The organism is Neobacillus sp. CF12 (genome assembly GCF_030348765.1).
Lineage (GTDB): Bacteria > Bacillota > Bacilli > Bacillales > Cytobacillaceae > Neobacillus.
Genome location: NZ_JAUCEU010000007.1, coordinates 3,855,882 through 3,878,851, shown reverse-complemented (window position 1 = coordinate 3,878,851; position 22,970 = coordinate 3,855,882). Strand labels below are relative to the sequence as shown.

Below are 22,970 nucleotides of genomic sequence, written 5' to 3'. Positions count from 1 at the left end.
ATATCGAAGTATTATAAAAAAGGGATTTGCCCATTTGGACAAATCCCACAATACTTTTTAACTTTAAAAAACATTCCCTGTTTTAATGATGTTTACTTTTACGATCGGTTCAAATTGCACATTTTTATATTCCTTATTCCAGTTGATTTTCTTCCACAAATCAGGGTGAAAACTTGAAATTCGTCTTCCTATCCCCAACGCATCACTATTGGCATGTAATAAAATGTCGGTTATTTCCTTCGCTTGTTTGGTTAATTCATTAGAAATATCTTTATTTAGTTTTTTAATATTTAGTTCTTTTTTTAAATCGTGTGGATAGTTTAGTACGTCAATATTCATATTGACATTAATTTTGCATGTTATTTTATTATCCTTATCCACTAGAACCTCTAAGTTTCGTCTTAAATCAATGGTTACAAAAGAAATAGCTCTTCTTTTGTTTTCGGGACCCAGTTCTAAAGCGATTCTGTTCGTCTTACCTAATTGATCCACTAATAACATTAGTATACTGCTTTTTTCTCTTGATAATGTGGTACCTGTATATTTATCATCGTTAATTAGGGCCACTCCAGCTATTTCAATTTTATTATCCTCTACTCTTTCCACATAGGGTAAAATTATATCTTCACCCGGATCTAACATTTTTTTCCAAACTGTAAATGTTGTTTCTTTCGGTATGACTGAATCCACTTCCGCTCCATTTAGTAATTGTAAGATGGCAAATGCGATTGGGCTTTTTTCTTTTTCCACTGAAAGGATTTCTTTCGCTTTCCCTTTACTTATGATAATTTTGGAAGACATATAGGAGTTCATATTTCGATAAAAAACCTCAATGATTGGATGAATTCCTTTTTTCGCTAGTTCTTCACCTATTATTACTATGAACGCTTTACTTGCATCTAATTCACCCGCAATTTTACTATCTATATCTAATGCTAAACCAGGAGTAGTAGGTCTTTCCGCAGTTACTAGTTCATCGTATATTTCAAATTGCCCTCCACCTTTACTTTGCATGTTTAATGCTCTTACTGATCCAATAATATTTCCCTCTTTCGTAACATCAAAACTCAATCCGTTCACAAGCGTTCGATTCACAAGAAGTTGCTGGTCCCAACAGCCAGTCAACAGGATGGGGATGACACATAAGATTATTATTTTCCTCAAGTCGATTCACTACTTTCATGCTTTTTAAATAGGAACGAAAGAATTAATAGCAAACTTGGGATGATAAAAACAACCGCATAACTTAAATACGTCACATATTTGTTAATTAAAGTAGTGGTTGTGTCACTATGTGGAAACAATGTAATCAAAAAAATAATGAATCCATTCAGTAAGACTACCCTCGGGTAATTCTTCTTCTTTACATTCATACTCTTACTAGCAAGAAATAAATATGCAATAATCGAAGTGGACATCGGGACAATCCATATCGACAGAAAAATGAGATCCACCCGATCGATCATATTATAAGTTATTCCTCTAAGCAAATTTAAAATGGGTTCTCTCATTTGTGCTAATTGATCTGTACTAAAACTGATAAGAGAAAGGAAGATAAAGTAGGTGTAAAAGATGGCGATAAAAATGTTCGCCATTGATATCGTCTTTAATACTCCTTTTTTATTATCAATAATGAAGGGGAATATAAACAGTAACCCTTCAAATCCCAACATCGCAAGAAGAGAATTGTTAGTACCCAATATAATATTTTTAAATCCAGAACTTCCAATCGGAAGAATGTATTGAATCTCTTTAGGAGTAAACCAACTTAATAAAGAGGTAAACAATAATAATAGGATTAAGGAAGTTGCTAAGACAAAGAACCTTGCAATGATTCTTAAATCACTAACCGCTAAATAAATACAAGCGGTAAGGATCAGTATGGATATGATCCAATCAGGAGTTAAAGGCAATAACCATAAATTTATGATTTTAATAAATAATATGGTGACTAAGCCTCCGACAAGGATGAAATTCATATAGATGATAAGATTAATTAATTTTCCTAGAAAACGTCCAAGGATCTTTTGAGTGATTTCTGTATAAATATGGTTGGGAAATCGTTTTAGTAACTGCCAGTAGATGACGAGCATAACTTGAACAGCAATCCCTGCTAACAGGGGAGAAATCCAACCGTCTCCTTTAGCGGTCTTCTGCACGACATTCGGCAATGATAAAAGCCCAACGCCAATTTGACTTTGCAGCATGATAAAAAACAGCTGAAATTTTGTAATTGAAAGATTTTTATCTGTCATTTCTTCTTCCACGCCCTTGTTTGCCCCTGTTGTTTTGCGTAAGCTGGCTTTGCATCAGTTGGTCGAGTATTTAATTTCCATAATGGAAGTCTTATCAACGAATCCTTTAAATCTTCTTTCTTAAATGGGGCCATAGGTGAAAAATAAGGTGTTCCAAAAGAATCTAGTTTACTTAAATGCATAAATATCAACATTAACACGAATACAATCCCAAAAAATCCAAACAAGGAGGCAGCAATCATCGTTGGAAAACCTAATAATCTTGCACTCGTCCCCATTTCATTTATAGGTGCCACAAAGGAGGCAATGGCCGTAAATCCAATCACAACAATCATCATATTTGATACGATATGAGCGTCAACTACCGCCGTTCCAATGACTAATCCCCCGACAATCCCGATTGTTTGTGCGATAGGTGATGGCAATCGAATTGATGCTTCTTTTAATAATTCCAAAATGATTTGCATGGCTATCGCTTCCGCCAAGGGAGGAAAGGGAACATATTCTAACGAAACCCTGATAGAGTATAGAATTCCGATGGGAAGTACCTCTGAATGATACGAAACGATGGCTATGTAGGTGGCAGGCAAACTAATCGTGATAATAAAGCTAAAGACGCGAATTAATCGAAAGAATGAACCCACTAACCATCGGCTATTATAGTCATCTGGGGCTTGGTAAAACGCAAAAAACGTGATCGGAACGACTAACACACGTGGATTTCCATCCAAAATAATGGTGATTTTCCCTTCAGTTAAATAAGACACCGCTCTATCAGGTCTTTCTGTAGCCAAAATATGCGGAAATGGAGAAAAAGGATTATTTTCAATAAGTTCCTCTAATTCACCAGTTGAATAGAGCTGATCAATTTCGATTGAAGTTATTCTGCGCTCTACTTCATTAATAAGCTCTTTATTTGCAAGATTTTCTAGAAAAACCATACCAACTTTCGTATTCGAAAGGTTACCAATCGTAAAATATTTCACCTTTAACTTCGGGCTTTTAATTCTCTTTCTCAATAGGTGCAGGTTCGAACTAAAGTCTTCAACAAAACCATCATGAGCACTTTTAATACTCCGCTCACTATTTGGCTCTTGAATAGCCCTTCCTTCTATTCCTCCAACAGAAGCCAAATAGGCCAGAGGAACTTTTTCTAATAAAATTACACAGAATCCATCTAGTAACTGTTTTCCTGCTTCTAAAATCATCGATGTGGTTTTTATTTCTGCCGCATGGACTGTTTTTTCAATTTCAGCCGCTTGCAGTTCTAAAATAGGTTCTATAATAGATGTTTGTAGAAGTTCCTTCTTCACTAATGAATCAAGATAAAGAACGGCACACTTCTGGTTATGAAATAGCAGTTCTTTTTTCATTAAATCTTCTGTTTGGCAAAAATGCTCTTCTAACATTTTTATATTGTTCTCAATATCATCGCCAAGTTGCCCATCAGAACAAGGTATTGATGATTTCACTTTAAAGAAACTCATTTTGCGAAAACTCCTTAGAAGACTAGATGTAACTATTGTTTCCTTAATTTACCCTCATATTCTTGGGAGATATACTGCTTTCCTTCACCAACTAAAAAAGCACTTGCCCTTGGGCAAATGCTTTCATCATGATTTACTTACTGGAACATCCTACTATTAAACAAGAAAAGGAGCAGACTTATCTAGGTTTTAACTGGCACTGCTTATGGGCAGAATATGCTTAATCTCTTTTGTAAACCTTCGTAGACTTCTACCGGCATTTCCTTGACCTTGATATCTTCACCTAGGAAAAGTAGCCAATTTGTCATTTCAGTCAATTCTTCGGGATTTTTTACATTGATAAAAGTCTTTAGGACGGCTGTGGCTTGGTAAGGATTTGTATAGGAAATTGATAATTGTAAAGGATGGTACTTTTTAAACTGGGCAATCGCTTTAGGACCAAGTTCAAGATAAAGGTTAATTACATCATTCTGCATACTTAGTTTTTCTACTATCTTTTTCTTACTCATTCTTTTGTTCGTTGTGTAGGACTTGACATCGGTGAGATTGTCGACATGATAAATCTGCTTCTTTTCTTCCTTTAAGTCAAAGCCTTCAATCAGCCAAATGCTTTTTTCACGATAAAGGTGCAAGAGATAAATTGGATATGACTTGATAACTTTCTCTTCTTGAATAGTAATCAATAAATATCTATCCAATAGCAGGATTTGGATAAGTTTTTCCAACATGTGATGAGGGAGGTCTGACAGATCTAGCAGGTCAGGATTATTCGGATTGGTTCCTTCAAATAGCAAGATTTGATTTAAAAGAACGAGGTCATCTTGCTGGTTTTCTGATATGAGGCCAAGTAATTTTTCAGTTAAAGACTGACGACTCTTTAGATAAGGAAGTTGTTGGTTTCTTGTCGCCATAAAGGCAATAAAAAGAGCTTTGACTTCATTATCGGTAAAACGAACATCGGGCAGAACAGAGTTGTGCATAACAAAATAACCCCCATCCCTGCCAACCTCAGCCACTAGCGGCATCCCCATGGCTTCGATTTCTTTGATATCTCTAATAGCTGTGGAACGAGAGATAGTAAATTCTTGCATGATTTCAGAAATAGTAAAGTGGGAGCGGTTATTGATATACCGCATAATAATATTAATTCGTTCAACTTTTTTCATTGAGACTCCTAAACAGTATCATTTTTTGACATGATTTAAGGCTATTATAAACCTATCAAGTGTAGAGATAAATCATTTGATTAAATTTTATAAAAAGGAAGGTTTTGAATATGACAAATTATACTCTAGAAGAAAAAGATAGCTTTACTGTTCTAGGTTTTGGGACCGAACTTAAAAGCGATTACACAGACTATGTTGGCATAATGAAGGAAAAGTCAGACTTTTGGCAGGCAGTTAAACAAGATGGAACGCTTGACACCTTAAAAACCGTAGCCACAAATGACTACATTTTTACCGTGAACGAAGCGGTGAATAACAAGATGATGCACTATGCTGGCGTCATGACAGAAAAGACGCTACCGGAAGCAACAAGAGTAATTCAATTTCCAAAAGGGGAATACATCGTTGTGAAGGGTGAAGCGGAAACTTCTGAAGAGTTAAGCAATTTACTTACTGGCATTGCCTTCGGTCAAGTCCTGCCAGAAGCAAAGGATGTTGCCTATGTTGGTGGACCAAATGCAAGTGTTGAGATGGGGCAGCGAAATGGCTTAATTTTTGGTGAAATGTGGATTCCAGTAGTTAGGAAATAAAAAGATATAAGGAGGGTGGAAATGTCCTATATCGTTGATTTTAAAAATGTTTCTAAGGTTGGTCTAGAGTCTTCACCAGTAGTAGATGCTCTTGCTGGTTTACGCGCAAATGAAGCCCGTTACTTTATGAACAAATATAAGCATGAATTTACAGTTGTCCCAGCAAGCGAAAGCCAGGATACCCTTGATTATGTGAATCAAATTTTAAAAAAAGAACGTGATATTGAGTTTGCAGCTAAACCTTTAGAAACGTCGCGTTTTCAAGTGGAAAATATCAATTGGGCTTTCGTCTTTTATGAGGATGGTCTTGAAGTCAACGTCCTGTATACGGTTGATGGTCCTAAGCCGAAACGTGCTGTTGGTTTTAAGCTTTCTGAGGGGATGGAGGTACCAAAAGAGTTAGAAGGTAAGTTTAAGTTTGCTAGGCAGAAATCAAAACTAGCAGGAACCATTCGGGGTTCATTTTTTGTCATTAAAGGTGAATATTAAGTTAAGCAAACAGCACTCCGCCCTCAAATTAGAGTGAGTGCTGTTATTTTTTTAATCACCAAGGAGCGTCGAAAAAAAAGTCGTGCGATTTCCATATGATTATGATAATATAAAATAAATTAAAAAGACCATGTGTAACTGGCGAAACGCGGATAACCGCGAGGGAGCACATGGTGTCGCAGCCGTTCGCCTGGGCAGAGGTAAGGGAATTATATCCCTTACCTCTTTCTGTTTATTAAGGCAAAATAGTAGGAGGAAAATCATGAACACAATCACTCTAGAAAAAGTGAAATCTATCAAAACACTTAATAATATTGCAGAAACTGGGCTAAAAGTATTAAATAAAGGCAACTTTGAGATTGACAACGGCAGTGATAATCCCGATGCTATCCTTGTTCGCAGCTTTAATATGCACGCAGTAGAAATTGGCGATAATCTAAAGGCAATCGCAAGAGCTGGAGCAGGTGTGAATAATATTCCGATAGAAAAATGTACAGAGCAAGGGATCGTTGTATTTAATACTCCTGGGGCGAATGCCAATGCCGTAAAAGAAATAGTGTTAACTTCATTAATATCTTCTTCCCGCAATCTTTTTGACGGTATTGCTTGGGTTAAAGCATTGGATGGTGAAGGCGGCCAAATTCCAAAGCTAGTGGAAGCTGGAAAAAAACAGTTTGTAGGAAAAGAAATTAAAGGTAAAACTTTAGGTGTCATTGGTTTAGGAGCAATTGGTGCCCTTGTAGCGAATGACGCGCTTGATTTAGATATGGATGTGATCGGTTTTGACCCGTTTATCTCTGTCGACACGGCTTGGAATTTGTCACGCAATGTACAACGTGCAGTAACAATTGAACAGTTGTTCTCAGAATCTGATTATATTACTGTACACGTACCCTTTACTGAGAATACAAGAGAAATGTTTAACGCAGCCACATTCAGCATAATGAAGCCGGGTGTTCATATTTTAAACTTCTCACGTGGCGAGCTTGTGAATGAAAAAGACATGGCAGCAGCTCTCGAAAGCGGGGTAGTTGGGAAATACATTACAGACTTCCCGAATGAAAATGTGCTGAAAATGAAAAATACCATTCCGATTCCGCACTTAGGTGCCTCTTCACAAGAATCAGAGGAAAATTGTGCAATAATGGCGGCTCGTCAGGTAAAGGAATTTTTAGAAACAGGAAACATTAAAAACTCAGTGAATTTCCCAAATACTTACCTTCCTTATACAGGAAAGCAGCGAGTATTGGCATTTCACCACAATGTTCCAAACATGGTCGGACAGATTACATCCGCAATATCTAGTTATCATTTAAACATTGCCGACATGGTCAACAGAAGCCGTGGGGATTATGCATATACAATGATTGACATTGATAATAAAGTGAGTGATGATGTTATTCCGGCATTAGAGGAAAGAATCAAACAAATTCCTGGCATGGTTATCGCTCGTATTATTTAAACATCAAAGAGGAAATAAGTTAAGTTTCCATGAAAATGGAGCCAAGTTTCAATACTGGCTCCATTTTTTTGTCTCTATTTATGACACGGTTCACCCCACCTGTTTAACCAGCAGTTCTTACAAAATTTGAACAATCATAATTTTATTAATAGAGGCGATTTGATAAAATTAGGAAAAACGTTATTTTGAATTTTCGTAGGTGATGAGTATGAAAATTTCAATAGAAGAAATTATAAAGAACTGGAAGAGGAAATTCTCATTAGTTGTCATGAGGTTGATGACGAAATATGCGATGTCATAGACAAGCTGAAAACAGAAAACCTCATTACTCGGATATCAAAATGATAGAGTTCACCTTGACACCACTCAATTACCATGCATCATGTTTTCATATTAGTAGGAATATATATCTAATGTTTCAAGTCTTTTAATCTACCAGGGAATAGTAAGAGGGGGAAAGAGATGTTATATACAGACGAGTTTTTGGAGAAGTTACGGATGGAAGGCGATCCAGTACCGGACCGAATAATTGAAGAATTGTTCAAGAACAGTCAGATTAGCTCCATAAATAATTTGTTGAAGCAATTAATGTACAATGACCAAGAGTATCCGGAAGAGCTACCTGATACCATAGAATTTTGGCTAAAGGATACAGCTTATTGCCCAGAAGGCGTGGACTTGGCCAGAATAAGAAACGCAACTGATTTATTTCGGGAACATGGCATTGCCATCACCTTCTTATTATCAACATCCTCACTTGTGAATTGCTACGCAGCACGTAAAGGGGTTAAGGTCCTTACATTCAGTTATCGTTTAGGTCAAAATGCATACCGCAGGATAGCTGAAACAGGGCAATTTGTTCTTCATGTCATGGCGCCAGGTGGACTTGAATCTGGGGGACAAGGTATCAAAGCCATTCAAAAAGTCCGTTTAATGCATTCAGCCATTCGGCATTTGGTTCAAAAGACCGGCAGATGGGATGAAGAAGAAAATGGCATCCCCATCTGTCAGGAGGATCTGCTTGGTACCCTATTAACCTTTTCCATTGTCATCATAGGTGGGCTTCGCCATTTAGGTATGAAAGTAACAGAAAAACAGGCGGAAGATTACTTGTACTTTTGGAAAATCGTCGGAATCATGCTGGGAGTTCGGAAAGATATTATTCCAGAAACCATGGAAGAAGCAATTCAGTTGGAGAAAATGATTAAAAAAAGACATCATGGACCTTCTCCTGAAGGGATCCAAATGACTCGTGCTCTAATTGAGTTTCATGCAGGTCTCATTCCCGGTCAGGTGTTTGACAACATAATCCCTGCTCTAATTCGAGAAACCGTAGGGGACGAAATAGCAGACTGGATGGAAGTTCCGCACTCCAATTGGCAAAACCTTATGAAATATAAAGAGTTAATGGGTTTTTTCCTTGATTCAGACTATACGGGCTTTTTTGGGAGTATGGTCAATCGGCTTGGGTTAGCCTTAATTAAGCGCCAGTCACTTGCCATGACCGATTATGAATATACCCCATTTCTCATACCAACCGAACTTCGGAAGGTATGGGGGATTGAGGAAAAAATAGTGTAACAATAAAACAATACCGGGATTATGTTAAATTACATAATCCCCTATTCCCCAAGGATCATTAAGAAAGATCGTTATCCATATTAAAAGTCTTAAATGTTGCAAAAATTACCTGATTGGAATCGCAACCCCGAGCCCTCTATCCTCATTTTCTTGGTTTACTTTCCTTCCACCCACTTATACAATTCCATCCAGTACTACAGTCTAAAACTCTTAGTGTAACAAAAGCCAATGGGATCTAGTGCAACGCAACCAATAGGTCGTGTCTTCTACCTGCCGCCAGATGGTTCAGAATTACAACTTTTTCAAGAAGGGATTGCTTATCCAAATGGGATTGCGATTTCAGCGAACGGCCAACGTGTTTATATCTCTGAATTCGCTACAAACAGAATTATCTCTGTACCTTCAAAGAATGCTAAAGACGCGCGTGAAACGCCATTTGTCTTCGGTCAATTTGAAGGCGGAATCGGTCCAGATGGTTTAGCCGTCGATACGGAGGGTAATCTTTATGTAGCCCATTTCCAAGTTGGTGAAAATTGTCGTACTTGATGCAAGTGGATTTAAATAAGGTACCATTCGCCTGCCTAAGGATGAAGGGACTTTTACCACCAATCTACTTTTCATAATGGATACCTTTTTGTAACAGAGTCATTGAAAAATGAAGTCTGGCGCATTAAGGTCAAAAAGGAAGGTTTGCAGCCTTACGGGTTACAATAGAACTATCAATGATAGAGGTCTTTATGGAAAAATTATAGACAGAAAATAATAGTTTTTCCCTTCTATAAAAGACTCTCAGGTTTTCTGGGGCTATCACAAAACTTTTTTGTGATAGCCCCTTTTTTTGTTGTATCAAGAAAAAGGTTTGGTGATACCTCATTAATCTGTAAAACCGCTACTATTTATGGTATGGTTCACCTTGATGGATCTAAATGATGTTTTTGGCAACTAAGTTAGATATTTACTGCCTTTAACAGCAAACAAATATAAGAAAAGCTGATTCGAAAAAGCCATTATTCAATGACTTTTTCAAATCAGCTTCCGTCAAAATCCTCTAACAATTACTTCTTTTTTGGAGCTAGCTCAATCGCTTGTCTAATTGCCTCTAGAAGGCTTTTTTCGTCTGCGATTCCTTTACCTGAAATATCAAAGGCGGTTCCGTGGTCAACGCTTGTACGGATGATAGGTAAACCAACTGTAATGTTGACACCTGCATCAAGTCCTAATACTTTGACAGGTCCATGTCCTTGGTCGTGATACATGGCTACAACGATATCAAAATCGCCGCGAACCGTTCTGAAAAATAGTGTATCTGCAGGCAGAGGTCCTACTACATTGATTCCTTCACTAACCGCTTTTTCAACAGCAGGAATAACCTTTTCCTCTTCTTCCCCATAACCAAATAAACCATTTTCTCCTGCATGAGGATTAATTCCACAAACCGCAATTCTAGGTGTTGAATACCCTGCTTTTTTCAATGTTTCATCAGCTAATTGAATCACTTTATAGACACGGTCTGGATTAATCATTTTTACCGCATCAATAATCCCTACATGGGTAGTGACATGGATAACTTTCAATTTTGGTGCAGATAACATCATCGAGAAATCAGTTGTGTTTGTTAATTCTGCAAGAATCTCCGTATGCCCAGGGTACATATGACCACCTTTATGCAATGCTTCTTTATTCAAAGGTGCTGTACATATTGCATCAATCTTTCCTTCATTAGCAAGTTCGATTGCCTTCTTTAAAAATTCAAAGGCTGCGTGCCCAGCTTCTGCTGAAACTTGGCCTATTGGTAAATCTGCAGGAACTAAATTCATGTCAAGGCAATAAACCTTGCCTGGAGCAAAGGCTGCTTCTTCTACCTCATCAATCTTAACAATTTCTAAATTAGTATTAACAAATTGTTGAGCACGATCAAGGATTTTTGCATCCCCAATTACAAAAGGACGACATTGTTGATAGATTTCTTGATTATTTAAGCTTTTTAGGATAATTTCAGGTCCAACTCCAGCTGGGTCCCCCATTGTAATTCCTACTACCGGAAGCATATTCATTCTTTTTCTCCTTTCAGATTTAGAACCGCATTGACTAAGGATTGGTCATTACCAAAAGCACCTGCTTTTGTAATGGCAAATAATTCGTATTCTCCTGCTAACTTTCCAAGTGGTATACCCGGCTCAACTTCTTTTAAAAGTTCTAAGCCACTTGCACCAATTTGACGGCAAACATCCTTTGCCGTATCACCACCAGTTAGCACAAGACCTGAAACGAATATATATTTTTTCAAGAACTCACTTGCAATTTCACCTAAGCCCTGCGAAATTCTATTGCTTACCTCTGAAGAAGTAAGCCCGAGTCGTTTTCCAATTTCAGCCGTTTTATTTCGGTTTTCTGAAGAGGAGTCCACAAATAAAACCGCATTATTTCCTTCTTGATAGGTTGAGACTAGTTTATTAATATAGGATTGTTTGAATTTCTGCCACTGATAATCCTCTGTGAAAACAGTTAATGGGTCTACTTCAGTTGCAATCATTGTATTCATCTCTAGTAATCTCGATATTTGTACTCTCGTCACACTTGATAGGCTTCCGGAGACAACCAATATATTTTCATTATTTAATTTAACAGGTTGAACAGGAACTGAGTGGATAAGGTCAAGTTTTTCAGGTAAATATTCTGCAAGTCCAGCAGATCCTACCCAAACCACATTCTTCGTGATCTGTGAAATATTCGAAGCGATACTCTCAAGATGTTCGTCTGTTTCAACATCAAAAACCAACCATCTAACTCCTTTTTCCTGCCAATCGTTTAGCTCTGATCTCCATATTTCTAAATCTAAACCCAACTCTCCTGTTCTCACAAGACCTACTTTTTCGCTGGATTGAGATTCAAGTAATGCACAAAGAGAAGATTCTAAAACAGGACACTTTGGATCTTTGGCAATCTCTGTTTCAGAAAGAGGAATTCCATTTAAATAATGTACCCCATTCTTTGTCGTTCTTCCAATCCGAGGGAAGGCTGGTGCAATAATGCAGAAGTCGGGTTCAAAAACAGTAGTAACTGCTTCAATTTCAACACCAAGATTTCCCCGTAAAGTGGAATCAACCTTTTTATATATATGAGAAAAACCATTCTCTTTTAAAAACATAGATGCCTTTAGAACAGCCTCATATGCTTTGTTTTTACTTTTATCTCGACTATCTGTGTCAATGATAATGGTCCCAATATCACTTTGATCAGCAGGTAGTGGATGTAAATCAAAAATAACAGATGATCGTAATCCTTTTTTCACTAGCTGTACTCCACTATCATTTGCACCTGTTAAATCATCTGCAATCATTCCGATTTTATTCATATCTAGCTCCTCTCTCATCCATTTAGCAGGTAAAGCATACCTGGCTATTAAGATTCCGCCGCAGTATTGGCTTTAACACCAATTCGTTTTGCCCACCATGCGACTACAATAGGAGCTACAATAGCTGTTACAATAACACATGAAGCGACAAGAGCTGTTGCTGATGGGACTAAAGGTTCAAAAACAGCATTTGCAGAAGCTACTGCAGCTGGAACGCCTACTGCATTACCCGCAGTTGATGCCGCTGATAGACCTGCAATTCCGTTTCCCTTTCCGACTAAACGGTCAGCGAAGAACAATGTTAAACCTGTAACAGCAACGACTCCCAATCCAAGCAGTACCCCTAAGACACCGGCTTTCCAAACATTTTGTAAATCGAGTCCTGCACCAAGTGCGAAAGCAAAAAATGGAACCAATACAGGGACTGCTTTACTTAAATACGATCTCATATCTTTATCAAGGTTACCAAGTATCATCCCAACAATTAATGGAATCACTGCCCCAAGCAATGTTTGCCATGGAAATGCTGCAAGACCTGCTACCCCAAGTGAAATCATTGTAAAAAAAGGACCAGACTCTAAACTCATGATGGAATACGCTCCAACATCTTCTTTTTTACCAAACTGGCCCATTAAGGCCATATATAACCCACCATTTGTGTCATTCATCGCTGCTACAATCGCAAGTACAGATAGCCCTGCAAAAAAGCCGCTATCAATCATGCCGTTACCAAGAAATTGAGCTGCAATAAAACCTACTAGTGCAGCAGTTGCTATTTTTGTTCCTAATAATGCTCCACCTTTTTTAATAATATAAGGAGTAGCTTTGAAATCAATTGTTGATCCCATGCACACATAAAATACCGCGAGTATTGGAAGTGCGCCCGTCATCATTGCTCCAGTAAATGATCCAAAAGTTTCTGCTGTATTTGGGAAAAGTGTATTAATAATCGCTCCAATAATTAATGGAACAATCATCATTCCCCCCGGTATACGATCTAATGTTGCTTTAATTTTCATGTGAAAATCCCCCTTGTAAACTACTGTTTATTTTTGAAACACTCATTTCTGTGTAAAACGTTTACAAATGGATTATATGACATCGAAATATAAAAGACAACATTGTATCTGTTTAAATTTGAAACAATTATTGCATTTTCCTCCATAATGTTGCTCTACTAATTCCTAATCTCTTAGCTGCTCTCGATTGATTCATACCTTCTTCCTTCAATACTTCCTCTATTATTTGCTTTTCAATTTGGTCCCATGTTCTTTTCAAATCAATTATTGGAGATGAAGTACTTATCTCTTTCGTGAAACTGTATCTCTCCCATACTAGATTCCATTCCTCTTTACCAATATAATGCCCTTTTGCAAGAGCCAATAGTTCACCAATAATATTTTCAAGTTCTTTTAAATTTCCCGGCCATTGATATTCCACCAATTGAGATAGAACTTCTTCTCTTATCCCAACAACCTGCTTGCCATATATAGAATTGTGTTTGGCTATTAATACCCTTGCGATTTCTTCTATATCCTCTGTTCTTTCGCGAAGAGGGGGGATAACAAGTTGATATTCTCCAATTAAATGTAGAAGTTCTTGATGAAAAGTTGTGTCATTTAACAGGGTTTTAAATGGTACACTTGATGAACTAATGATTCTTAAATTGCTACCCTTGCGAAGTTCATTTGCTAAGCGTTCCTGAAACCAAACAGATAGTTTGTCAATTGCCTCAAGATATAAGGTATCGTTTGATGGGATTCGGAGCAACCCAAGCTTGGTTTCAGTTCCAAATAATTCCGTCGCTAATTTTCCCTCACTTATCGATTGACAAGCAACACGGAAAAACCTCCCTATATTTCGTGAACTAGCGGAATGAATGGCTTCTGCAAAGCTAGACTTCCCTGTTCCAACTTCACCTGATATCCACACCAGTTTATTTGTCTTGGCATATGCTTTTGCTCGTTTAATTGTTTTTGTAATTTTATCACTTGATCCCATAATTTGAGCGAAGGAAGAAATCTGTTCCGGCATTTGAACCATATCAAACTCTGACATATACGGACTTTTATTAGGTTCCAGATAGATTAAAACATTCTCACCATTTGGAACTGACTTTAAATGATAAGATATATTATTTATAAGGACATGTTCAAAATGGATACTATCTTTTTGTATACCATTTACTTTAAGTAAAAAATCTAAATCGGAGGGCAATACTTCTAGATTCCCTATCCATTGCTTTATAGAATCGTTCATGTATTGAATAGAACCTTTCTTATCGAAAACAAGTGTCCCTATTGGAAAGTTATTTACGATATATTGGAAGAATTGCGCCTTTTCATTCCCCCTAACATAAATATCGTGAATACGCTTGACCTCAGCAAACATTTCTTGAATTGATTCTATGCCCGAAGTAATTAATATGCCATGATGCCCCATTTCTTGGGCAGTATTGACTGTTACCACATCTCCAAGTACAATTTGAGCCCCTTCTTTTACAGCCTTTTTGAGTGTATCCCTAACTTCTGATTCATGGTCAATAGAATATATCGGGATTTCAAAATCCAACAAACTTGAAACTGTCACAGCACCTTGGCATATATTAGGAAATCCAATGATCGCTAGTCGGCTATTCGAGTCTTTTATTAATGTTAAAACTCGCAAAATGTCATAACCAGAAACAGGTATGTCCACAACAGGAATAGAGACATGTTTACGAATAAAGGAAGCTGTTCCTCCACGGCTTACAATCACATCATAGTTTTGTTCTTCTGCTTTCAAAACCAGTGGCAATGCTTTCTCCAAGTCTGCAATTTCCACATCTATACTAAATCTGCTATCCTCACCCGCTACTTTTAATAAAAGATCACGGAGTCCTTGGTAAGGAGCAATCCCTTTTACTTTAATTTTCATCATTTTTTCCTCCGAAGTGTTTCTTTTTGAAACAGTAATAAGGAGATTATACAACAGCTATTTAAAATAACAAAGATTGAGATAATTTTTTAAAACACAAGGGTTACTTACCATTTTTGATCCAACAAAAAAAGGGCCATGCGCCATGCCCCTCCTAAAAATGCATATTTTTTATATAGGAATTCGACTGATAAATTATTTATTGAAGTAAATAAAGGTGCTTTTTGATGGTAACGCATTCACTCTATTTAATATTAATAAGGAAACCTCATTACTTATGGTAAGATACACCGTAACGTGTATAAATGATATTTTATACCTTAGACTTATGACTAAAGTTTACTTTTTTCCTTTATTGGCATCCAAATTTCGCTATATACATTTTCATAAGTACCATCATGCTTTGTAAAAGAAATTCCAGGTAGGTCCGCTATTTCATAGCCTGAAGATGGCAGCCATTCCGAATAAATTTTTGCAGTCGTTTCTTGAAGGGTGGCAGGGAATGGTCCTTGATTAGGGAAAATTGCCCATAAACTTTTTTCAATAGAAAGTTGTTCTAAATCAGCAAATGGATTTTCTTTTGTCGTTGCAAAACCAATCGTATGAGTTAAGTAACCTTTTTCTTCTAAGTAACCATCATCAAAATCATAGGATACATTCAAGACTTGATGAGGATATAAGTCAGCTAATTGATGCATCTCATTTCTTTGTTGCTCGGTAATGGACTGGGCTAGTTCTATAATGGCATTATTGATACCCTCGAATTGTACCGGCACCCTTTTTGATACACCTATGATATTAAATTTCTCTTTCTCTTCAATTTTGAATTCCATGGAAGTTCCTCCCTTAATATCTATATAGAATGAAAATTTAGGAAATGATTTTTGAATTTTATTTTTCGTTACTTCAGAAGGTAAGAAGCCGCACCATTCACGAAATGCTCTTGAAAATCCTTCTACTGATTGATAGCCATATTTATAGGCAATTCCTGTCACCTTCGCACCGTTTATTAATTCAACATTAGCTTCGGATAATCTCCTGTTTTTGATATACTCATTCAATGACATTCCAGCCATATACGAAAACATTCTTTTGAAATGATAATCAGATAGCCCAACAATTTTTGAAATCTCTTTTCCCGAGATTTCTTCCGTCAAATGTTTTTCGATGTAATCCATTAAATGGTTAAACTCTTGTAACATTTCATTTCCCTCCTTTACAGTTACATCATAATGTAATCATTGATTTTTCACTCGATATTTTTTATACGGATTTTATCGGATTAAGGCCAAAAACAGCTTAGAAATCTTCTAAGCTGTTTTTGTGTTCATTTTAATCCTTTTTAAATAACCTTAAATTTAACTTCTCAGCCATGGATATAGTTAAATATAAAACCTCACTTACTTATGATAAGGTTCACCTCACCGTTAATTCCAGCGGTTTTATTATTATCACAGAAATATGATTCTATTCTAGTATTTTGTTATACAGTAACCTCACTATGTTCCTTTCTGTCGACCGTTCATCCGTGCACCACTGATTGATAGACCGAAAATCGGTATTATCAGTAACTTGATCAATTGCTCCAATGAGTCGTTTTTGGGACAACTTCCGAATTGCTGAATCTGTGATTCTTCTTGCAATTATCTCGGCAAACATTCCCCCTTGTATAACTTTGAACGGACGATCATAAAAATATGTAACCTGTTCCGTCATTTTTTCTGTAATCCCCAACTGATTATGTTTGATTGCTATAAACTCATACGCCTTACACAATGCTTCTTCACGCTCTCTCCATGTACTTGCAGATTGGACATTCATCAATATTGGTAACAATTCATTCGCGCAGTTCAATCCCTTAAATGCAGTTCCAAACCATTTAGCATATGGCGCATATTGTCGTTCCATTAAGAAACATAGACTCATGATATCCCTGATAATTCTTGACCCTATTATGGAAGAACCAAGTTCATCCCCCATGTATCCAGATCGAAGTACCAGATGCTCTTCTTGACCAATCCTGTTCCATGTAGACGCCATTTGAAATAACCATATGTCGTAAGGATAGTAATTTAACTGTTGGCGGACTTTGGTTAGTTGTCCAGTATCATCCCGGAAAACCTCACCACCCAAAATTTCTGCCAAAACTTGCGATGGAAATGTGAGCCAATCAACTAATTGAATATCCTTTTCTATATCTATAGCGAGGCTTTGTTTAAGAAACTGTTCTATCGAAGCAATCACTGTTTGTTCCAAATCTACAGGGTATCCATAGAATTGATTGGGTATATTTTTATGTAACACCTGATAAATATCATTTACAAGATTCATATCCATTTTCTGAAGAAATAGAAACAAACGCGGACCCCAATCGTGATCTGTCGACATTTCGGTATCAAAACCAAGTATCTCACTTCCGGGACCAATCAATGCTGATGTGTACTGCAAGTTAGGAAAGTTGCTTGATATAACTTGTTCTATAATTTCATGATAAAATTTCCTGCTTAATTCTATTCCTTTGATAAATACCAAATAATCAAACCCCATCTATAAAAATATTCAATAAGCGTTAAGGTTCACCTCACCAGCTTTACCGGCAGTTTCTTTACAAGTATTGACAAGAATTTACTACTTAAATATTTAATCTACTCTATACTTTTCTTTAACAAGGTTAGAACCGATACCTGCGCCAATCATTAATATTAATGAACCAAAGTTCCAAAAAAATGCTCCGCCAACTAAAGTAATATCTAACACAGTAAATCTATTTAAAAAAAGAATACCAAGTTTTAATAACAAAAGAACAACACCCAATAAAAATAAAACATCAAAAATAAATTTTAGTTTTGGATGCGCCAAGCTCTTACTATCTTTAATCACTTTCTCTGTCAACACCGCATCACTCCTTAACAATTCATCAATTGTTACACCAAAAAGATCAGATAACTTAATTATGATTTCAATGCTTGGATAATTCTGACTATTTTCCCACTTAGAAACTGACTGTCGGCTAACAAAAAGTTTTTCAGCTAAGTCCTCTTGTGACCATCTTCTAACCTTTCTCTCCTATTTTAACCTCTCAGCAAAATTCATATCCGCAATCACCTTTCTACCCTTTATAAATCCATTATTGTTAAAACTATCATAAAAAGTAAAGATAGCTTTGGTTGCAATCAACCGCAAGTATAGGTTGCGTTGTTTTAAGCGTTATATTTCAGTATTTGAAAACCTAAACAAGTTTTTATAATTGAAGTTCAAGAGTCAAATTCCCCAACAAAATAAATTAGGATGTTACTTTTTATTTTGCTTTAAAAACTGAAAGGCTGACCCAAAATCAAATTTTGGGTCAGCATTGTTCCTTTACAGTTTTACATATCTTTATGAAAACTGCCTCTATTTATGGTAAGGTTCACCGCACCTACTATACCGGCAATTTTTTTCAAAAAAATACCAACTACCTTAATTTGTGTTGGCAGCTAACACTATCAACCTCTTATTAAAGTTCCTCATGGCACATCCTTTTTTAAAAAGTGAATATCCTAATATTTAACTAACTTTTTTCCAAGCGCTTTTCTAGAATCTACTTTTCCCTATTAAAAGAATTTTATGTTTTAATTATCTCATCAACTTAATTTACTATTTAAAGGAGAAATTTTATGACTCGGTACGAAGCATGGTCAAAGGTGCCTCACTTCTTAAAAACTAGAGGGCAACCTTTGCCCCCGGTCAAGTAGATATTACGCCAGGAGGCGGAACAGATGCCGGGAAATTCCATTTGTATCATATCGGTGTTCCGACTATGGTCGTGAGTGTACCGGCACGCTATAGTCACAGCAATGTTTCTATTGTTCATCACGATGATTTGGATCATGTTATCAATCTTTTTTTCAAAACACGCTCTTTCTTTTTGTTTGTTTCTTTTAAGGTTATTAGTATCAATTTGATTAAACATTATTCTAAAGCTGTACGAATGATGGATTGGTTGATGAGGTCTGTTAAGGTTGCAATTCCTTTTGGCAACAAATGGACACCGTCTGTTGCCAAATATTCTGGATGGTCAATAGCTTCGGAATGCCAATCAACCAATGTAATATTCTTATACTCTTGAGATTTTTTATATAATGCTTGATTCACTTTGCCTTCCCATGAGCGCGGTACACGTGTATTGACTAAATAAATATGAGCCTGCGAGAAAGCGCTGAGTAATGTGTCCATTTGATCATTAGTAAAATAACCATTTGTCCCCAGTTGAATGATGACTGCTTTATCCGGATTATTAAAATCTTCATAACCAGGGGCTAATTTGATAGCTTGTGAAACTTGTCTTCCAATTTTTGCATCAATCGTTATGTCAGGAAATAATTCTTGCAAGCTTGGAGCAATATCTATCATAACAGAATCTCCAATGGCCAGTATTCCTGTATACGGTTTATTTAGAGGTATTTCATTTGTATCAATTTTCTCCTTATGGGGTTTTTCTTTGTTCTGTTCGGTTCCTAGTTTAAAATCTTCGCCATGATCTTGATCGGAAGGATTTTTCTCGGATGCAGTGCTTTCCTGATTCGTATCGGTATCTTTACTGCCGGAAGACGCTTCACCATTTATTTTTATATTAGCTGGAAATGACGCCATTGCATCCTTTTGTTCTTCACCTTTTACCACACCCGTGATCCCGGTAATAAACACCAGAAGGACTAAAGGGATGAGCCCCGTTAATATTTTTCTGCCAAAAGAAAAGCTTCTCCACTTTATCCTATTGATGACAAAGTACCTAAGAAATAATGATCGGAATCCATGTTTTCGAATCGGCATTTCAATAATACGATAAGACAGTTCCGCAATGATGAATGTAATGGCTAGTTGCAAACCGACACGCCAGTATGCAGGATTTCCTATTTCATAAACGGGAGTGCTTATCACGATCACTGGGTAATGCCAAAGGTAGATTCCGTAAGATCTTGTACCTATCCAGCGTAGAGGTTTCCAGGCGAGTAATTTCCCTAAAAAGCTTGCTGGATGACAAACACAAGCGATCAGGATCGCAGAATTCATACAAATCAGTAACATGCCTCCGCTGTACAAAAACACCTGATATTCATCTACAAACAATACGCAAAAAATGAAGATGACCAATGAAATGATACTTGTTATATTCAGTGTATTGTGAAGCTTGACAGAAAGCTTTTTGGACGAGAGTCTCTTCATTGGCCAAACAAGAGCCAACCAGCTGCCAATCAACAGTTCAAATGAACGGGTATCGGTCCCATAGTAAACACGACTGGGATCTGTCCCGGGTTCATAAAGCAGACCCATTAACATGGCAGAACAGATTGCACCGCTAAAGACATAAATCGCAAACTTGCTTTGCTTATTACATATGTATAGACCAATTGCCAACACAATCGGCCAAATGATATAAAATTGCTCCTCTATTGCTAATGACCATAAATTCTTCAATGGTGAAGGGGAGCCAAAACTATCAAAATATGAAACTTCATGAAAGATAAACCACCAATTGCTTGTATAAAAAAAAGAAGAGATTGCATCTCCTTTTAATGTATGAAGAAGTTCTCTGTTAAATAACGTCACCCAAACGATTGTAACCAAAATCATGACATAGGCTGCCGGAAGTAGACGCTGCATCCGTCCAATCCAAAAATCACGCAAATTAATTGTAAATCGCTGTCCTTGTGCCGGCAACATGATCGAAGTGATTAAGTATCCTGATAAAACAAAAAAGATATTTACTCCGAGGAACCCTCCTCTAGCCCAATTGAAGTTAAAATGGTAAGCAATAACAAATAGTACTGCTAAAGCTCTAAGTCCATCCAATCCATGGATATAACGGTGATTTTGTGTCTTGCCTGACATAATCTACTCCTCCAATAATCTGTACTGCTCCTCAAGTGTGTCATGATTTTTTAAATTAAGAGAGAGGAGCAAAAATCATTCCCTGAATAGACGTGACCACCCAATCATTTAGTTTCATAAAAAAGATAAAAAAAATAATAACATAGACTATTTTTTTGAAAGCAAACTTTATTATATTATTCAACATAGTTTGTTCGAAAATTTAATTTTTTAAGGTGCCCGAATTCTGGAATATGTGAATGAAACTTTTTAATGATGTTTCTTCGTCTAAACTTCGAACAGCTTATAAAAATAAAATGTATTTTTGTAAAAAGGGGCTCTTTGAACTAATGAAGAAAAAAGATGTGAATGAACTATTCGTCACCTGTATGAATGATCACAAAGAGGATTTTTATCGTTTGGCGTTCAGTTATGTAAAAAATCAAGAGGATGCATTGGATATTGTCCAGGAATCAATAAAAAAAGCACTTATCTCTATCAAAGCGATTCAAAAATCTGGATCGATCAAAAGTTGGTTTTATAAAATTGTCGTTCGTACGTCGATCGATTTTTTAAGAAAGCAAAAGAAAATCACCCTTGTAGATGATCAAACGATTGACTTTTTAAGTCATGGAAAAGAAGATGCATACAATGACATTGATCTTTACAATGCTTTGGATGAATTACCCATTCAGTACAAAACCGTAATTATTCTGCGTTTTTTTGAAGATTTAAAATTGGAGGAAATCGCGGAAATTATAGATGAAAATATTAATACAGTGAAAACACGGCTTTACAGGGGATTAAAATTATTACGCATCATCATCACTGAGGAGGAGTTAATATAATGGATAAGAAATTGGAAGCTTTAAGAATAGAATATAAGAATACTCCTATCCCCGATGATTTGGATTTCATCGTGAAAAAAGCCCTCCAGGAAAAAAAGAAAAGAAATGTGAACAAGATGAAGCGTCTTATTGGGATCGGAGTAGCGGCACTGATATTCATCACAGGAATAAATGCGAGTCCAAAACTTGCAAATGCCTTATCAGAAGTGCCTATTGTTGGCTCGCTCATCAAGGTGTTGACTTTTACAGAATTTAAAGTAGAAGAGGGAACGGCCAAAATGGAAATAAAAGTACCTGCCATTACGAACATGGAAAATAAAACCTTAGAATCCACCTTGAACAAAAAGTACCTGGCAGAAAGTAAAAAACTGTACAATGATTTCATGGCGGAAATAGAGGAAGTAAAGAAAAATGGCGGAGGTCATTTGGGTGTAGAAAGCGGTTATGATGTCAAAACCGACAATGATCAAATTCTTGCTGTGGGCAGGTATGTTGTAAGCACGGTGAATTCTTACTCAGAATATACGTATGATACGGTCGACAAGAAAAATGAACTTCTGATAACCTTACCGAGTTTATTTAAAGATGATAGCTATTTGAACCTAATAAACGAAAATATAAAGGAACAGATGAGGCGTCAAATGGATAGAGACCCCGACAAGTTTTATTGGTTGGATGATAAAATGGGCTTTAAAACCATTGCCAAAGACCAAAGTTTTTATATTAACGATAAAGGAAAACTTGTTATCGTGTTTAATAAATACGAAGTCGCGCCAGGGTATATGGGCGTTTGTGAATTTACCATTCCGACCGATGTGATTGCCAATGCATTAGCCAGTAAAGAATATATTAAATAGCGGAATTATAACGAAAAATCAGGGTTTGATTCCCTGATTTTTCATTAGTTAGGTTCCCCGCCAATCTTGACAACCTTGATAAAAAATGAAAAAACACCTCGATCTTGTTTCACA

The 22,970-nt window shown here is 36.6% G+C and carries 18 protein-coding genes, 2 pseudogenes and 1 riboswitch; of the genes and pseudogenes, 8 read left to right on the top strand and 12 right to left on the bottom strand.

All coding sequences use genetic code 11. The annotated features are described in order from the left end of the window. Positions 1-63: 63 nt before the first annotated feature. From QUG14_RS18525 to QUG14_RS18510, 4 genes are all read right to left on the bottom strand, one after another. Positions 64-1,164 (bottom strand): Ger(x)C family spore germination protein, encoded by a 1,101-nt coding sequence (locus tag QUG14_RS18525; RefSeq protein ID WP_289341922.1) that lies wholly within the window; start codon positions 1,162-1,164, stop codon positions 64-66. Next, positions 1,161-2,267 (bottom strand): GerAB/ArcD/ProY family transporter, encoded by a 1,107-nt coding sequence (locus QUG14_RS18520; RefSeq protein WP_289341921.1) that lies wholly within the window; start codon positions 2,265-2,267, stop codon positions 1,161-1,163. Before QUG14_RS18520 ends, QUG14_RS18525 begins: the two co-directional genes overlap by 4 nt. Beyond that, positions 2,252-3,742 (bottom strand): spore germination protein, encoded by a 1,491-nt coding sequence (locus QUG14_RS18515; protein ID WP_289341920.1) that lies wholly within the window; start codon positions 3,740-3,742, stop codon positions 2,252-2,254. The genes QUG14_RS18520 and QUG14_RS18515 overlap by 16 nt, the downstream gene beginning before the upstream one ends. Before the next feature lie 203 nt (positions 3,743-3,945). Continuing rightward, the gene (locus tag QUG14_RS18510) at positions 3,946-4,908 is read right to left on the bottom strand and encodes a helix-turn-helix transcriptional regulator (protein WP_289341919.1); all 963 of its coding nucleotides are present in this window, start codon (positions 4,906-4,908) and stop codon (positions 3,946-3,948) included. Positions 4,909-5,018: 110 nt separating this feature from the next. On the opposite strand from QUG14_RS18510, the gene QUG14_RS18505 reads away from it, so the two are divergent. The 5 genes from QUG14_RS18505 to QUG14_RS18485 all read left to right on the top strand — a co-directional run bounded on the left by QUG14_RS18505 (position 5,019) and on the right by QUG14_RS18485 (position 9,576). Beyond that, on the top strand, positions 5,019-5,498 hold the full coding sequence (locus QUG14_RS18505; RefSeq protein WP_289341918.1) for a GyrI-like domain-containing protein: 480 nt from the start codon (positions 5,019-5,021) through the stop codon (positions 5,496-5,498). Positions 5,499-5,519: 21 nt separating this feature from the next. After that, positions 5,520-5,987: a phage tail protein gene (locus tag QUG14_RS18500; RefSeq protein WP_289341917.1), complete on the top strand. Its 468-nt coding sequence runs from the start codon at positions 5,520-5,522 to the stop codon at positions 5,985-5,987. Positions 5,988-6,111: 124 nt separating this feature from the next. Then, a riboswitch (ZMP/ZTP riboswitch) is annotated at positions 6,112-6,190 on the top strand. A gap of 59 nt (positions 6,191-6,249) precedes the next feature. Then, a complete protein-coding gene (locus QUG14_RS18495) occupies positions 6,250-7,449 on the top strand; it encodes a phosphoglycerate dehydrogenase (protein WP_289341916.1) in 1,200 nt (399 codons plus the stop codon). Positions 7,450-7,911: 462 nt separating this feature from the next. Beyond that, a complete protein-coding gene (locus tag QUG14_RS18490; protein WP_289341915.1) occupies positions 7,912-9,030 on the top strand; it encodes an oxygenase MpaB family protein in 1,119 nt (372 codons plus the stop codon). Between the two features lie 228 nt (positions 9,031-9,258). Next, complete coding sequence (locus QUG14_RS18485) at positions 9,259-9,576, top strand: SMP-30/gluconolactonase/LRE family protein (protein ID WP_289341914.1); 318 nt, start codon at positions 9,259-9,261, stop codon at positions 9,574-9,576. A 509-nt stretch (positions 9,577-10,085) separates the two neighbouring features. Here QUG14_RS18485 and pdxA read toward each other — a convergent pair. The 7 genes and pseudogenes from pdxA to QUG14_RS18450 all read right to left on the bottom strand — a co-directional run bounded on the left by pdxA (position 10,086) and on the right by QUG14_RS18450 (position 18,394). Further along, entirely contained in the window at positions 10,086-11,084 is a 999-nt protein-coding gene (gene pdxA / locus QUG14_RS18480; protein ID WP_289341913.1) for a 4-hydroxythreonine-4-phosphate dehydrogenase PdxA, read from the bottom strand. Next, the gene (locus QUG14_RS18475; RefSeq protein ID WP_289341912.1) at positions 11,081-12,385 is read right to left on the bottom strand and encodes a four-carbon acid sugar kinase family protein; all 1,305 of its coding nucleotides are present in this window, start codon (positions 12,383-12,385) and stop codon (positions 11,081-11,083) included. The genes pdxA and QUG14_RS18475 overlap by 4 nt, the downstream gene beginning before the upstream one ends. 47 nt (positions 12,386-12,432) lie before the next feature. Beyond that, complete coding sequence (locus QUG14_RS18470; RefSeq protein ID WP_289341911.1) at positions 12,433-13,404, bottom strand: 2-keto-3-deoxygluconate permease; 972 nt, start codon at positions 13,402-13,404, stop codon at positions 12,433-12,435. A 127-nt stretch (positions 13,405-13,531) separates the two neighbouring features. Continuing rightward, positions 13,532-15,304: a sigma-54-dependent Fis family transcriptional regulator gene (locus tag QUG14_RS18465; RefSeq protein ID WP_289341910.1), complete on the bottom strand. Its 1,773-nt coding sequence runs from the start codon at positions 15,302-15,304 to the stop codon at positions 13,532-13,534. 329 nt (positions 15,305-15,633) lie between these two features. Continuing rightward, the gene (locus QUG14_RS18460) at positions 15,634-16,503 is read right to left on the bottom strand and encodes an AraC family transcriptional regulator (RefSeq protein ID WP_289341909.1); all 870 of its coding nucleotides are present in this window, start codon (positions 16,501-16,503) and stop codon (positions 15,634-15,636) included. A 265-nt stretch (positions 16,504-16,768) separates the two neighbouring features. Next, positions 16,769-17,833, bottom strand: coding sequence for a DUF4037 domain-containing protein (locus QUG14_RS18455; protein ID WP_289341908.1), 1,065 nt, complete (start codon positions 17,831-17,833; stop codon positions 16,769-16,771). Between the two features lie 108 nt (positions 17,834-17,941). Next, a pseudogene (locus tag QUG14_RS18450) lies at positions 17,942-18,394 on the bottom strand (helix-turn-helix domain-containing protein). Between the two features lie 640 nt (positions 18,395-19,034). Between QUG14_RS18450 and QUG14_RS18445 the strand changes: the two are divergent. Then, positions 19,035-19,172 (top strand): annotated as a pseudogene (locus QUG14_RS18445) (peptidase M28); the annotation flags it as partial. An 80-nt stretch (positions 19,173-19,252) separates the two neighbouring features. Here the strand turns inward: QUG14_RS18445 and QUG14_RS18440 are convergent. Then, on the bottom strand, positions 19,253-21,172 hold the full coding sequence (locus tag QUG14_RS18440) for an acyltransferase family protein (protein WP_289341907.1): 1,920 nt from the start codon (positions 21,170-21,172) through the stop codon (positions 19,253-19,255). A gap of 329 nt (positions 21,173-21,501) precedes the next feature. On the opposite strand from QUG14_RS18440, the gene QUG14_RS18435 reads away from it, so the two are divergent. Both QUG14_RS18435 and rsiV read left to right on the top strand, forming a co-directional pair. After that, a complete protein-coding gene (locus QUG14_RS18435; RefSeq protein WP_289341906.1) occupies positions 21,502-21,999 on the top strand; it encodes an RNA polymerase sigma factor SigV in 498 nt (165 codons plus the stop codon). Continuing rightward, positions 21,999-22,856 carry an anti-sigma-V factor RsiV gene (rsiV, locus tag QUG14_RS18430; RefSeq protein WP_289341905.1) on the top strand — a complete coding sequence of 286 codons (858 nt, stop codon included), beginning with the start codon at positions 21,999-22,001 and terminating at the stop codon, positions 22,854-22,856. The genes QUG14_RS18435 and rsiV overlap by 1 nt, the downstream gene beginning before the upstream one ends. Positions 22,857-22,970 lie beyond the last annotated feature (114 nt).